14 protein-coding genes are annotated in these 13097 nt (G+C 62.5%); 6 read left to right on the forward strand and 8 right to left on the reverse strand.

Features of this window, described 5'->3' with window-relative positions; genetic code table 11:
- Positions 1 to 6: 6 nt before the first annotated feature.
- On the reverse strand, positions 7 to 1071 hold the full coding sequence (locus DSM110093_RS02135) for an A/G-specific adenine glycosylase (RefSeq protein ID WP_243266497.1): 1065 nt from the start codon (positions 1069 to 1071) through the stop codon (positions 7 to 9).
- A gap of 82 nt (positions 1072 to 1153) precedes the next feature.
- Between DSM110093_RS02135 and DSM110093_RS02140 the strand changes: the two genes are divergently transcribed.
- The 3 genes from DSM110093_RS02140 to DSM110093_RS02150 are packed head-to-tail and all read left to right on the forward strand — an operon-like array spanning position 1154 to position 3506.
- On the forward strand, positions 1154 to 1663 hold the full coding sequence (locus DSM110093_RS02140) for a DciA family protein (RefSeq protein ID WP_243266498.1): 510 nt from the start codon (positions 1154 to 1156) through the stop codon (positions 1661 to 1663).
- 38 nt (positions 1664 to 1701) lie between these two features.
- Entirely contained in the window at positions 1702 to 2388 is a 687-nt protein-coding gene (locus DSM110093_RS02145; protein WP_243266499.1) for a DsbA family protein, read from the forward strand.
- Positions 2388 to 3506, forward strand: a complete 1119-nt coding sequence (locus DSM110093_RS02150) for a CaiB/BaiF CoA-transferase family protein (RefSeq protein WP_243266500.1) — start codon at positions 2388 to 2390, stop codon at positions 3504 to 3506. Before DSM110093_RS02145 ends, DSM110093_RS02150 begins: the two co-directional genes overlap by 1 nt.
- Here the strand turns inward: DSM110093_RS02150 and lpxK are convergent.
- From lpxK to DSM110093_RS02180, 6 genes are all read right to left on the reverse strand, one after another.
- A complete protein-coding gene (gene lpxK / locus DSM110093_RS02155; RefSeq protein WP_243266501.1) occupies positions 3503 to 4489 on the reverse strand; it encodes a tetraacyldisaccharide 4'-kinase in 987 nt (328 codons plus the stop codon). The genes DSM110093_RS02150 and lpxK overlap by 4 nt on opposite strands.
- On the reverse strand, positions 4476 to 5720 hold the full coding sequence (locus DSM110093_RS02160) for a glycosyltransferase N-terminal domain-containing protein (RefSeq protein WP_243266502.1): 1245 nt from the start codon (positions 5718 to 5720) through the stop codon (positions 4476 to 4478). Before DSM110093_RS02160 ends, lpxK begins: the two co-directional genes overlap by 14 nt.
- A gap of 6 nt (positions 5721 to 5726) precedes the next feature.
- On the reverse strand, positions 5727 to 5969 hold the full coding sequence (locus DSM110093_RS02165) for a DUF4170 domain-containing protein (RefSeq protein WP_243266503.1): 243 nt from the start codon (positions 5967 to 5969) through the stop codon (positions 5727 to 5729).
- Positions 5970 to 6032: 63 nt separating this feature from the next.
- Positions 6033 to 6809, reverse strand: a complete 777-nt coding sequence (locus DSM110093_RS02170) for a 3'(2'),5'-bisphosphate nucleotidase CysQ (RefSeq protein WP_243267653.1) — start codon at positions 6807 to 6809, stop codon at positions 6033 to 6035.
- The gene (locus DSM110093_RS02175) at positions 6802 to 8148 is read right to left on the reverse strand and encodes a TldD/PmbA family protein (RefSeq protein WP_243266504.1); all 1347 of its coding nucleotides are present in this window, start codon (positions 8146 to 8148) and stop codon (positions 6802 to 6804) included. The genes DSM110093_RS02170 and DSM110093_RS02175 overlap by 8 nt, the downstream gene beginning before the upstream one ends.
- 111 nt (positions 8149 to 8259) lie before the next feature.
- Complete coding sequence (locus tag DSM110093_RS02180) at positions 8260 to 9789, reverse strand: DUF2125 domain-containing protein (RefSeq protein WP_243266505.1); 1530 nt, start codon at positions 9787 to 9789, stop codon at positions 8260 to 8262.
- A gap of 142 nt (positions 9790 to 9931) precedes the next feature.
- On the opposite strand from DSM110093_RS02180, the gene DSM110093_RS02185 reads away from it, so the two are divergent.
- Genes DSM110093_RS02185 through DSM110093_RS02195 form a run of 3 tightly spaced genes read left to right on the forward strand, consistent with a single transcriptional unit; the run spans position 9932 to position 12497 of the window.
- A complete protein-coding gene (locus DSM110093_RS02185; protein WP_243266506.1) occupies positions 9932 to 10681 on the forward strand; it encodes an SDR family oxidoreductase in 750 nt (249 codons plus the stop codon).
- Complete coding sequence (locus DSM110093_RS02190) at positions 10678 to 11322, forward strand: enoyl-CoA hydratase/isomerase family protein (RefSeq protein ID WP_243266507.1); 645 nt, start codon at positions 10678 to 10680, stop codon at positions 11320 to 11322. Before DSM110093_RS02185 ends, DSM110093_RS02190 begins: the two co-directional genes overlap by 4 nt.
- On the forward strand, positions 11319 to 12497 hold the full coding sequence (locus tag DSM110093_RS02195) for a TIGR03862 family flavoprotein (RefSeq protein ID WP_243266508.1): 1179 nt from the start codon (positions 11319 to 11321) through the stop codon (positions 12495 to 12497). Before DSM110093_RS02190 ends, DSM110093_RS02195 begins: the two co-directional genes overlap by 4 nt.
- Here DSM110093_RS02195 and DSM110093_RS02200 read toward each other — a convergent pair.
- Complete coding sequence (locus tag DSM110093_RS02200) at positions 12494 to 13087, reverse strand: glutathione S-transferase (protein ID WP_243266509.1); 594 nt, start codon at positions 13085 to 13087, stop codon at positions 12494 to 12496. The genes DSM110093_RS02195 and DSM110093_RS02200 overlap by 4 nt on opposite strands.
- Positions 13088 to 13097 lie beyond the last annotated feature (10 nt).

Genomic DNA, 13097 nt, shown 5'->3' on the forward strand with positions numbered 1-13097 from the left:
GCGGCGCTAGCGGGTCAGATCAAAAGCCTTGCGCATCACAGTGGGCAGATCGCTGGGGCTGAACTGGTTTTGGCCGATGAATTCGCCGACATTTGGCGCAGTATCATGGCCGACCCGCGCGTGCTGTACGGTCAGCATCAGGTGAAAATGGGTGAATGTATGGCGCACCTCACCGGGCAGGGGCTGCCAATCGGCGGCCAGCGGCGGCGTGCCTTCGGGCCGCGGCTCTGCCGTATCGACCCAGTCGGAACCGGGCCAACCGAGCATCCCGCCAAGCAGCCCTTTGTCGGGCCGAGTCTCAAGCAGCCACGCGCCATCCTCGCGCTGCGCCAGATAGACGGTGCCGTGGCGGATGGGTTTCGGCTTTTTCGGCGTCTTCTTAGGCAAGAGCACCGCTGTGCCTTCTGCCCGCGCGACGCAGGGCTCGCGCCACGGGCAGATGCCGCAGGCGGGGGACTTTGGCGTGCAGATCGTTGCGCCCAGATCCATCACGGCTTGGGCATAGTCTCCGGGCCGGTCCTGCGGGGTCAGCGCGACGGCCCGCACCATCAACTCGGGCTTGGCCGCGGGCAGGGGCGTGTGGATGTCATAGACCCGCGCCATCACCCGCTCGACATTGCCATCAAGCACCGCGTGGGGCAGATCGAACGCAATGGAGGAGATCGCCGCCGCCGTATAAGGCCCGATCCCCGGCAGTTTCAGCAGCGCGTCGTGATCCGCCGGGAAGTTGCCACCATGCTCTGCCACCACTGCACGCGCGCATTTCAACAGGTTGCGGGCGCGGGCGTAATAGCCAAGCCCGGCCCATTCGGCCATCACATCGGCATCTTCGGCGGCGGCCAGCGCGCCTACATCCGGCCAGCGGGCGGTGAACCGTGCGAAATAGTCCTTTACCGTGGCCACGGTGGTCTGCTGCAACATGACCTCGCTCAGCCAGATGCGGTAGGGGTCGGGCATGACCCCGGCCATCCGGTCGTGCGGCGGCACCCGCCACGGCAGGGCGCGGGCATGGGTGTCGTACCACTCTAGCAGGATCGGCGGCAGCTTGCTGACGGATGTCTTCTCACGCAATGTTTAGGCCTTTCCACAGGGCAGGGGCTGGTGACGCGGGGGCAAATGGTTATGTATGTCAGCATATTCGGGAAACAAAGCCATGCCGCCACGTCGTACGACTACAAAAGGGTTCAAACGCACCGACAGCCTGCTCTCGCAGCAGATTCGCAAGGCGAGCGAGACCCGTGGCTTCGCGCAATCGCGTCTGCTGACCCATTGGACCGAGATCGCGGGCGAAGCAACTGCCGCCATCTCGCGCCCGGTTGAGGTCAGCTATGGCCGCAAGGAAGGCATCGGTGCCACGCTGACCCTGCTGACCACCGGGGCCAATGCGCCCATGCTGGAGATGCAAAAAGAGCAACTGCGCGCGCGGGTCAACGCGGTCTATGGCTATAACGCCATCGCGCGGGTACGGATCACCCAGACGGCGGCGACCGGCTTTGCCGAAGGGCAGGTGGCGTTTGACCATAAACCCAAGGCCGAAAAACCCAGCCCGACCCCCGCGTTGCAACGCAAAGCAGCCGAAGCCGCCCAGCCCGTGGCCGACGAAGGGCTGCGCGCAGCCCTTGCACGTCTGGGCGAGAACATATTGAACAAGAACCAAAGCTGACCAACCTAAAGCTGACGTAACAGACAAAGGAACATCTCATGAATCGCAGAAACGTAATCCTTGGCGGTCTCGCCACACTCGGCGTCGGTGGCTGGTTTGCCGCAAGCAGCTTCGGCTCTTCCCCCCTTGGCAGCACCGCGCTGACACCTTTCGTTGGTGCCGCGAACGCGCAAACGACCGAGGGCGACGTGGATACCTCCGGCATCACCGAGATGGTCATGGGCGACGAAAACGCGCCGGTCACGATGATCGAATACGCCTCCTTCACCTGCCCGCATTGTGCGACCTTCCACAACGATACCTTCAAAAAGCTGAAGGCCGATTACATCGACAGCGGCAAAGTGAAATTCATTTATCGCGAAGTCTATTTCGACCGCTACGGCCTCTGGGCCTCCATGGTGGCGCGCTGCGGCGGGCAAGAAAAATTCTTTGGCATCGCCGACCTGATCTACAAATCGCAAAGCGAGTGGACCCGAGCGGGCGAACCTGCGGCCATCGTTGACGAATTGCGCAAGATCGGCCGTCTGGCTGGCCTTGATAACGAGATGTTGGACGAATGCCTGAAAGACGGTGAAAAAGCCGAGGCGCTGGTGGCATGGTACACCGAGAACTCCAAAGAGGATGACATCTCTAGCACACCGAGCTTCGTCATCGACGGCAAGAAACACTCGAACATGTCCTATGCCGACATGAAAGAGATCCTCGACACAGCGCTGGCTGGCTAATGACCGCTCCGCTTGCAGGACTGAAAGTCGTCGAATTGGCGCGTGTTCTGGCTGGCCCTTGGGCCGGTCAGACACTGTCGGACCTCGGATGCGAGGTGATCAAAGTGGAAAGCCCGGCGGGGGATGACACCCGCCAATGGGGCCCGCCCTTCGTCACCCGGGACGAGGATGTCACCGCTTCCTATTTCCACTCCACCAACCGGGGCAAAGCCTCGGTCACCGTGGATTTCCGGACTGAAGAAGGGCAGGCGCAGGTCAAGGAACTCTTGGCCGACGCAGACATCGTGATTGAGAATTTCAAAACCGGGGGATTGGCGAAATACGGGTTAGATTATGCCAGCCTGTCTGCCCAGTTCCCAAAACTGATCTATTGTTCGATCACGGGGTTCGGCCATACCGGCCCCTACGCCCACCGCGCGGGCTATGATTTCATCATTCAAGGCATGTCGGGCCTGATGTCGATCACTGGCGAACCGGACGGCCAGCCGCAGAAATCCGGCATGGCGATCACCGATATCTTTACCGGGGTCTATGCCAGCACCGCGATTCTGGCGGCTGTGCATCAGCGTCACCAAACCGGCGTCGGCCAGCATATCGACATGGCACTGCTTGACTGCGCCGTGGCGATCACCGGCAATCAGGCGATGAACTATCTCACCACCGGCAAGGCGCCGACGCGGATGGGCAACGCGCATCCCAACCTGACACCCTATGAGGTGTTTGAGTGTTCCGACGGCCATCTCATCATCGCCACGGGCAATGACGGGCAATATCAGCGCCTGTGCCAGTTGCTGGGCCTCGATGACATGGCCACGGCGTCCGATTACCTCAAGAACGCCGACCGGGTCGCCAACCGGCCCGAGATGATCCGCCGCTTGACCGGGGCCACCCGTCTGCGCAGCCGTGATGATCTGCTCGCTGCCTGTGAGGCGCATGGCGTGCCTGCCGGGCCGATCAACGATATGTCAGATGTCATGGCCGATCCGCATGTCATTGCACGCGGCATGCAGATTGACCTCGACGGCGTGCCGGGGCTGCGGTCGCCCTTCACCTTTTCGGGGGCCGAGCTTTCGCTGCACCGGCCCGCGCCGAAACTGGGCGAAGACAACAAGGCCTAAAGCGGTGGCAGCCTGTCCAGCGCTGCATGCAGCGCGTTGCCCTCGGGCAGGGACAGGCGCACCGGCAGGGTCAGCACTTTGGCGCGGAACTCCATCGGCAGGCGTACCGCGTCCTTTTCAGTGGTAACAAGCTGGGCGCCGCGCATCGCGGCTTCGGTCTCTAGCCGGAGCATCAGCCGTGGCGTCAGCGGCTGGTGATCCTCCAGCGCCTCGGCGTGGAGGATCGTAGCCCCCAGCCCGCGCAGCGTTGCAAAGAATTTCTCAGGGTGGCCGATGCCTGCAAAGGCGAGCACTTGGGAATCCGACCAATCCATCCCGGTTTGCAGCGGTGCGAGTTCGGCACGAGCGTGGGGCAGGTCCGTCTTAGGCAGTCGTTTCGCAAAGCGCGCCTGCGCCGCCTCATCCCCGATAGAGATCAAAAGATCGGCCCGCGCCAGCCCCGCTGCGACAGGCTCGCGCAGCGGCCCGGCGGGCAGGCACAGGCCGTTGCCGAAACCTTTGACCGCATCCACCACAACGATGCTAAGATCCTGCACCAGCGCGGGGTTTTGGAAGCCGTCATCAAGGACTACGACACTGGCGCCCGCCGCCTCTGCCGCCTGCGCGCCCGCAGCACGATCACGGGCAACCCAGACATCCGCGAACGCGGCCAGCAGCAGCGGTTCATCCCCCACCTCGCCCGCGCTGTGCCGTGCAGGATCCACCCGCACCGGCCCTTCCAGCGTGCCGCCGTAGCCGCGTGAAAGGACATGCGGGCGGTGGCCGCGCTCTAGCAGATATTGGAGCACCGCCATCACTGTGGGTGTCTTGCCCGTGCCGCCTGCATTGATATTGCCGATACAGATCACCGGAATGCCCAAACGCAACGGCACCCCGCTGGCCAACCGCCGCGCGGTGGCCGTGGCGTAGACCGCGCCCAGTGGCTGCAACAAGCGCGCGCGCCAATCGGGGCGGGGCAGGTGCCAGAACTCAGGTGCGCGCATCAAGCTCCCCCGCTTTTTCATCAAGACGGTCTTGGATCAATTCAATCACCCGGTCGGCCAGTTCGGCCCCTTCGCTGATCACGTCCCAGCCCGCATGGGCCATGGTCGCCGCCTGATCCGGCGCGATCAGCCGCGACACCGCATTGCCAAGCGCGCCCGCATCATTGACGATCCGCGCGGCCCCCGCCGTGGCAAGCCGCCCGTAGGAAGGCAGATAGTTGCGCACCTTAGGGCCATAAAGCACAGCTGAACCGAGCGCTGCTGCCTCAAACGGGTCGCAGCCACCGTGGCCCGAGACCAGCGATGACCCAAGGAAAGACACCGGCGCCACACGAAAGAACAGTCCCCGGTCGCCGGGATCATCGACCACCATGACTTGCGTCGTCTCATCGGGGTAGGGATCATCCCCCCAGCGTATCGTGGTGAACCTACGCGCACGGGCGCGTTCATAGGCTTGATCCGCGGTAGCGTAGTCATGTGTGTGCAGGATCAAGAGCAACCGATGCGATAGGCGCAGCGCTTGGCGGTGCGCGGCAAGTACGACGGGAATTTCTTCGGGCAGCACCTGCGTGGCATACCAAACCGGGCGCCCGACAAGGCAGGCCGACATATCGGCAAGATCTGTATCCGCACAGCGCAGCGCCTGACCGCCCGCCAACAGCGCCGAGGTCGCCTCTCCCTTAGCGCGGGGCAGGCCTAGGTTCACAAGGCGGCGCAGGGCAGTGTCAGAGCGGGCAAAGACATATTCAAATGTGGCGAGCAATTTTCGGGTCACATCGGGCAGCCAGCGGTGGCGGCGACCATCGAAAGCCGCGCTGTCGGCGTCGATCATCACCATAGCACAGCCGCGTGCCGAAGTTTCCAACACAAGGTTGGGCCTCAGCGCGCCCCATGTCCAAAGGCAGAAATCCGGCCGCCAGTGCTCAAGAAAGCGCCCTACATCCTCGGGATGCTCGCTAGGGGTTTGGATGACAAAAAGATCGCGCGTCTCGGTCGTTGGTATGTCATGAGCTGCGGCGCTTTCGGGCAAGGTCACCAGCACGGCCACACGGTCGCGCATCGTCATCAACCGTTTGGCAAGGTCCAGCACGGCCAACACATTGCCCGCCTCTGCGGCATGCATCCAGACCAATTCACCTTGTGGGCGCGGTGCATAGGGCGTTTCGCTCTCGGTCCCGCCACGGCGCACAAGCGCCCGATAGGCCGTCAGCCCCAGCGACCGGGCCGCCATTGTGATTTAGTCCAGTTCTTCGGTGGGAGAAGCGGGTTTTTCCTCGTCGCGCAGGCGATGCAGATGCGCGATGAAATAACGCATATGGGCGTTGTCCACGGTGCGATGTGCTTCGGATTTCCACGCATCATAGGCGGTGGCGTAATCGGGGAAAATCCCGACGACATGGATGTCGTCAACGTTCTTGAACGCATTCTTGGTCGGGTCAATAAGTTCGCCGCCGAAAACAAGGTGCAGGCGTTGGGTCATGAGGCTGTCCTTTGATCTGTCAAAGCTGCGGTACTGCGCATAGTGCCTAGCAGATGGGGCTGGTCACGCAAGGGCGTCGATCAACGCGCGGTGTACCGCAGGGCCACCCGCAACGATGCCGTCCACACGCGGATCGGGGTTGTTGAACTGCAGCGGCGCGCCAGTCGAAGTGGCACAGGTGCCGCCTGCTTCGGCCACGATCAGGGTGCCTGCGGCGATGTCCCATTCCCAAGTGCGGCGCAGGGTGATCATCGCGTCAAAAGACGCATCGGCCACCAGCGCCATGCGGTAAGCAAGCGAGGGGCGGTAGCTGCGCTTGAAAACGGGCGGCGCCCCCCCGTGCCAGCGTTCGGCCACGAGCGCGGGCCGCGCGGCGAGCACGGTCGCCTCGGCCAAATTGCTGATTTCAGATGTGCGGATCGGCGCACCGTTGAGCGTGGCGCCTCCGCCACGACTGGCAGCATAGAGCATATCGCGCATCGGCAGATAGACCACCGCCGCCGTCACTTCACCTTGCTTAGCCACGGCCAGCGAATGCGCCCATGTGTCGGAGCCTTCGACAAAACTGCGGGTGCCATCGATCGGGTCGATGATAAAGACCCGTTCATGCCCCAGCCGGTCGGTATTGTCCTCAGTCTCCTCAGACAGCCAGCCATAGTCGGGCCGTGCGCCCCGCAGTTCCGCCAGTAGCAGATCGTTCACGGCCAGATCGGCTTCGGTCACCGGGCCTGCGTTATCGGGCTTATCCCAGCGTTTGGCCGTGGCCCCGACAAAGCCGCGCGCCACTGCACCCGCCTTAAGGGCGGCGTCGATCAAAAGGGTGAGGTCGTCCTCAGGCACCGGCAAGGGTCATTCCCGGCACCAGCAGCGAGGGCACGACGCGGCTGAGATGCGTGCGCGCATCATTGGCAGGGATCATCGCCCGCAGCATGTCACGCAGATTGCCCGCGATGGTGCATTCGTTGATCGCATGGGTGATCTCACCATTTTCGACCCACAGGCCCGAAGCCCCGCGCGAATAGTCGCCCGTATTGGGATTGATAGTGCTGCCTATCATAGAGGTCACCAACAGCCCGGTGCCCATCTCAGCGATCAGATCGTCGCGGCTGGTGTTCCCTTGCGTCAGCGCGATGTTCCAGTTTGACGGTTGCGGGCCAGAACCGGGCCCGCGCGCGGCGTTGCCCGTGGGGGCAAGCTCTAGCTTGCGGGCGGTGGCCAAATCCAGCGTCCAACCTTGGAGGATGCCTTTTTCGACAATAGCACGCTGCTTGGTCGGCAGCCCTTCGGCATCGAATGGGCGAGAGCCAGTGGCGCGGATGCGGGTCGGGTCTTCGATCAGCGACAAGCCTGCGGGAAGCACCTGTTCACCCATTGCATCGCGCAGGAACGATGCACCGCGCGAAATCGCCTGACCGTTGATCGCACCCAGCAAATGGCCAATCAGCGACGCGGCGATACGTTCGTCAAACAGCACTGGATAGCTGCCGGTCGGTGGTTTGCGCGCATCAAGCCGCGCCAGCGCGCGTTCGCCTGCACGTGTACCGATGTCCCCGGCATCGCGCAGATCGGCCTGAAAGATGCGGCTGTCGCCGTCATAGTCCCGTTCCATCCCCGTGCCGCTGCCTGCGATGGCCACACAGGACAGGCCGCGTTCGCTGCGGGCATAGCCGCCTTCGAATCCATTGGTCGCGGCGAGGTAGATTTCTTGTGCGCCATAACCTGCGCCTGCAGATTGTACTTGGCTTACGCCTTTGACGGCCAAAGCGGCGGCTTCTGCGCGGGCGGCGTCATCTTGCAGCGTTTCGGGGGAAGGTTCAGGCGTCGCGTCATAAAGTTCCAGCCCTTCGGCATCGCGGCGGGCAGAGAGTTGATCCGGATCGGCCAACCCCGAATAGGGGTCTTCGGGCGCTTCGCGGGCCATGGCGACGGCGCGTTCGGCCATTTCCTCAATCGTGCGCGACGATGTGTCAGAGGCCGAAACATTGGCCGAGCGGTGCCCGACAAAAACCCGCAGCCCGATGTCTGTCCCTTCGGAGCGCTCGGCCTGTTCCAGTGCCCCGCCGCGCACCTCGATCGAGACAGAGCTTGCCGTGATCGCCATTGCATCGGCCGCATCTGCACCGGCATTTGTGGCCGCCTGCAAAAGGGACTTGGTCAATGCATCAAGGGCTTCTGGCATGGTTTGGCTCCGCTTGGGTTGCAAAAGGGGTAATCCCCCGCCCCGCAGGGGGCAAGGGCAACACTGTATTTTCCCAGTTGGGAGAGCGCGGGGAAAACCCGCGCTGTGGGGTTATTTGATCTGCTGACCATTGGCGAGGATGCCGCCGTCTTCGGTAAACTCAATCTTTGAGGTCAAGGAATCTTCGCCGTCGCCCGGTACGGTAAAGAGACCCATCATCATCCGCGCGCCCATTGCCTGCTCTTGCGGGACCAGACCCATTGTCACCAGTTTATCGAGCAGTGTCACGCCGCCGATCAGCGACAGGTCCAACGTGCCGACGGGTTGGGGCATGCCGGGGGCGCCGCTCATACCGTCGTTGTCGAATGTGATGGCGCCTGTCGCGTCGAATTCAGCGCCAGCAAGGTCCAGCGTGACCTCATTCACAGTCAATTCGTGAACCTCTGCCGGTGCTTGATCGCCCATGGTGGATGCGACTTCGGGGTCCAGCAATTCAAACAGCATCTTGGCCTTGCCCGAAATATCTACGACCAATGTCGCCGGATCGCGGGGCAGTTGGCCGGTGGGGTCAAAGATGCCCCAGATCATGTCCGACATTTCAAAACTGTCGAGCGTGACGCCGAAGGCGAAGTCTTGCGGCTCATCAGTCACCATGATCGGCATCTTCATGTCAAAGGCGCTTTCGGCCATGCTGAACTGGATTGGGAAGGGCATGTCGGCGGCGGTGACATTTACATCGATGTCCTTCTGGCCGCCTTTATAGGCAAGCCCCTCTGGCCCCATACTGACACCCAGCTTCGCGCCCGAAGAACTGCTGATCAGGCCGAAATCGCCATTTTCGGGGTCTGAAACTTCCATCTCGGTGTTGCCCGCCCCAGCGGTAAAGTTACCGTCAAAGGTCAGGCCCGCGCGCATCATCGCGGCCATGTCCGAACCCGCGTCGATCATCGGCAATGCGCCGCTGCCGTCAAAGACAACCTGCGCCAAACCACCTTTCATCGCGACGCGCGCGGGATCATCGGGGGTCTTCATCACCACGTCATACGTCAGGCTGTCGATGCGGCCCGATTGATCATAGCTGCGCGTCTCGGTGCCGCTCATTTCAGTCCGGCTGCTGACGCCGCTCCCGGTAAGGCTGAACTTGGCCTGCTCTTCGGTGTAGCTTTGCTCGCCAACCTTCAGACCCGCCAGCGTGAGCGAGATCGTCTCAGCCGCATAGTCATATTGCAGCGCATCGGGGCTGCCGCTGGCACGCATCACCGGGGCGGTCTGGGCGTAGTTCAGCACCATCGACACCGGCTCATCCTCGGGTGTTTCGGGGGCGACGTTGATGGTCATCGGCATGACATCAGGCATAAGGATGTTAACCGCGCCGTCGGTCTCTTGTTCAAAGTTCAGCGTGCCGAGCGACATGGAGAAATCCCCGCCGTCTTCGGCCATTTCCATTTTCAGGGTTACGTCGCTTACGGTAAGGTCATCCCCTTCCGTGGCCTCTTGGGCTTCGACCTGATAGCCCATGCTCTCCATATATTGGCGCCAATCGCCCCAGACTTCTGCCGGGGTCAGATCGGCCCAAAGGGCCGTCGATGCCAGCGTAACCGGGAGGGAGAGAAACAGCGATGCTGTGGGAATGCGGGACATCGGAAAATCCTTTTCGGCAATGAGTTAAGCGCAGAGTCTGCCAATCCCCGCGCAGGGTCAAGCCACGCGAGGCTGGACCCTGATTGATCGGCGGATTACCACAGCACTTAAGCAATGACAAAGTTAGCGGAAGGATCATCACATGGATATGACAGGCAAGACGATCATGATTACCGGCGCCAGCCGGGGCATCGGCGCTGCGGCCGCGCGGGTCTTCGCCAAGGCGGGTGGCAATGTGGCCCTGCTTGCACGCAGTCAGGATGCCATCGCCGATCTGGCGGGGGAGTTGGGCAAACAGGCCATCGCCATCCCTTGCGATGTGACCCGCTATAACGAGATGTCCTCGGCGGTGGAAACAACGCGGCAGGCGTTTGGTGGGCTTGATGTCTTGATTAACAACGCCGGCGTCATCGACCCGATCTCACTTTTGGCCGAAGCCGATCCGGCCGAGTGGGCCAAGGCCATCGACATCAATGTGACCGGCGTCTTCCACGGGATGCGCGCGGCCCTTCCGGTGATGAAAGACGGGGGCGGTGGCACGATCCTTACGATCTCGTCCGGGGCGGCCCATGGTCCGGTCGAGGCATGGAGCCACTACTGCGCCTCCAAGGCTGCGGCGAACATGATGACCCAATGTTTGCACCACGAAGAGGGCGGCAACGGCATCCGCGCCATCGGTCTGTCGCCCGGCACCGTTGCTACCGACATGCAGCGCGACATCAAGCAAAGCGGCGTGAACCCGGTAAGCCAGCTTGACTGGGACGTACATATTCCCGCCGACTGGCCTGCGCGTACCCTTCTGTGGATGTGTGGCCCAGAGGCGGATCGTTTCTTGGGCGATGAGATTTCGCTCCGTGACGAAGACATCCGCAGGGCGGTGGGCCTCATATGATCGAGCTCGACCGCGCAGGCGACATCTGGACCGTCACGGTCAACCGTCCCGACAAGGCCAATTCCCTGACCCATGCTATGTTGGTCGAGCTGGCCGAGATCATGGAGGCGGCGCAAACCGCCCGTGCAGTGATCCTAACGGGGCGCGGCAAGGTGTTCAGCGCTGGTGCCGATCTGGACGAAGCCCGCGCGGGATTGGCCAAGTCGGATGTTTGGGAGCGCCTTTCGGGCGCGGTGGCAGCACTGCCGGGGCTAAGCATCGCCGCCTTGAATGGCACGCTGGCCGGGGGCGCAATGGGCATGGCGCTGGCTTGTGATCTGCGCATCGCGGTCCCGGGGGCTAAGTTTTTCTATCCGGTGATGAAGCTTGGCTTTCTGCCGCAGCCCTCGGATCCGGCGCGGATGGCGGCGCTCATTGGGCCTGCGCGAACCAAGCTGATGTTGATGGGCGGGCAGAAGATCACGGCAGAAGAAGCGCTGGCCTTTGGCCTGATCGACCGCATCGTTGAAGGGGACGACCTGCTTACCCACGCCGCTCAGCTCGCCGCTGATACGCTTGCAGCACCCGCCGAGATCGCCAGTGGGATCAAAGATATGTGCGCGCCAGAGGGCGGCGTCTTCGATCCGCAAACCCGTCGATGAAGAGCGCGCTGGTTATCGGAGGCGGCCCCGCCGGGTTGATGGCGGCAGAGGTCATGGCGGATGCAGGGCTGTCGGTGACGCTTTGCGAAGCAAAGCCTTCGGTAGGACGCAAGTTCCTGATGGCGGGCAAATCCGGGCTGAACTTGACCAAGGCAGAGCCGTTCGATCCGTTCCTCGCAGCCTTTCAGGAGGCAAGCCCCGTTCTGCGTCCGGTGCTTGAGGCGTTTGATGGCCAAGCGGTGCAGGATTGGACCGAAGGCTTGGGACAGGAGGTTTTTACCGGCTCGACCGGGCGGGTCTTTCCCCGTGCGATGAAGGCCTCACCGCTGTTGCGCGCGTGGTTGGCACGCTTGACCGAGCGTGGCGTGCAGATCAATACCCGCTGGCAATGGCAGGGCTGGGAGGGCGATGCACTTGTTTTCAACACGCCAGAGGGACCTGAGCAGATTGAAGCAGATGTAACTGTACTCGCCCTCGGCGGCGCAAGTTGGAAACGGCTTGGCGCGACGGGGGCATGGGCGCCCCTGCTGGCCGAGCGCGGCGTGGCCCTGCGCGATTTTGCTCCGGCCAATGTCGGTCTGCTGGTCGATTGGTCGCCGCATATGACCCGCCATTTCGGCGCTGCGCTGAAAGGGGTGGCATGGTCTGCCGGCCCCTACCACTCACGCGGGGAGGCGGTGATCTCAGCCAAAGGGTTGGAGGGTGGTGGCATCTATTCCGTTTCGCGCGGGCTGCGTGAAGGACATGGGTTGGCGCTTGATCTGTTGCCGGACTTGCAGATTGGCGACGTGGCGGCGCGTCTGGCGAAACCGCGCGGCAAGGACAGTCAGGCGAACCACCTCCGCAAGCGTCTGAAACTTACCCCCGCGCAGATCGCGTTGCTCCAAGAAATGGCGCGCCCGCTGCCGCAGGATGCCGAAGCTCTGGCCGCCTTGCTAAAGAACCTGCCCATCGCCCACGCCGGACTGCGCCCGATGGATGAGGCGATTTCGACGGCGGGGGGGATGCGATTAGATGCGCTCAATACGGGGCTGATGCTGCGCGACTTACCGGGCGTCTTTGCCGCCGGGGAAATGCTGGATTGGGAGGCGCCTACGGGCGGTTATCTGATCAACGGCTGTCTGGCGACCGGCCATTGGGCGGGCCGCCATGCTGTGGAATGGGCGCGGCGTTAACCGTTTTCTTTGGCCATCGCCGCGACGAAAGCGGGGCGTTCGCGCAGGGATTTCGCCCAGAGGTTCAGCTTGTCATCCACACGCGGGAATTTCGCGCCGATCGACCAGTTGATGCAATGTACGGCCAGCAAGTCGGGGACGGTGATCTCATCGCCCATCAGGAATGGGCCTTCTAGACGATCCGAAAGTCCCTTGGCCGCGCGATCAAACTCGGCCTTAAGGCTATCTTTGATAGCGGGCACACGCGCCTCTTCGGGGAAAACAAAGCTGTGTTTCGCCGCCGCCCAAAGCACGGCGTCGAATTCGTCGATCAGCCAAAAGGTCATCGCATCCTGCCGTGCGCGTTCGGGGGTGCCTGCGGGGGCGGTGAGTGCCCCGTGTTTGTCGGCCAGATATGTCATGATCGCGATAGAATCGGTCAGTACCTCTTCGCCATCCACAAGCGCGGGGATCTTGCCTGACGGGTTGTATTTGCGCGCCTCTTCGGACCGCGGCGCGGCGGGGTTCAACGTGTAGGGTTGGCCTAATTCTTCGAGCATCCACATAACGCGAAACGCGCGCGATTTGGTGCCGCCGATGACTGTATACATTGAATTTCCT

This window comes from Sulfitobacter sp. DSM 110093, assembly GCF_022788715.1.
Classification (GTDB): Bacteria; Pseudomonadota; Alphaproteobacteria; order Rhodobacterales; family Rhodobacteraceae; genus Sulfitobacter.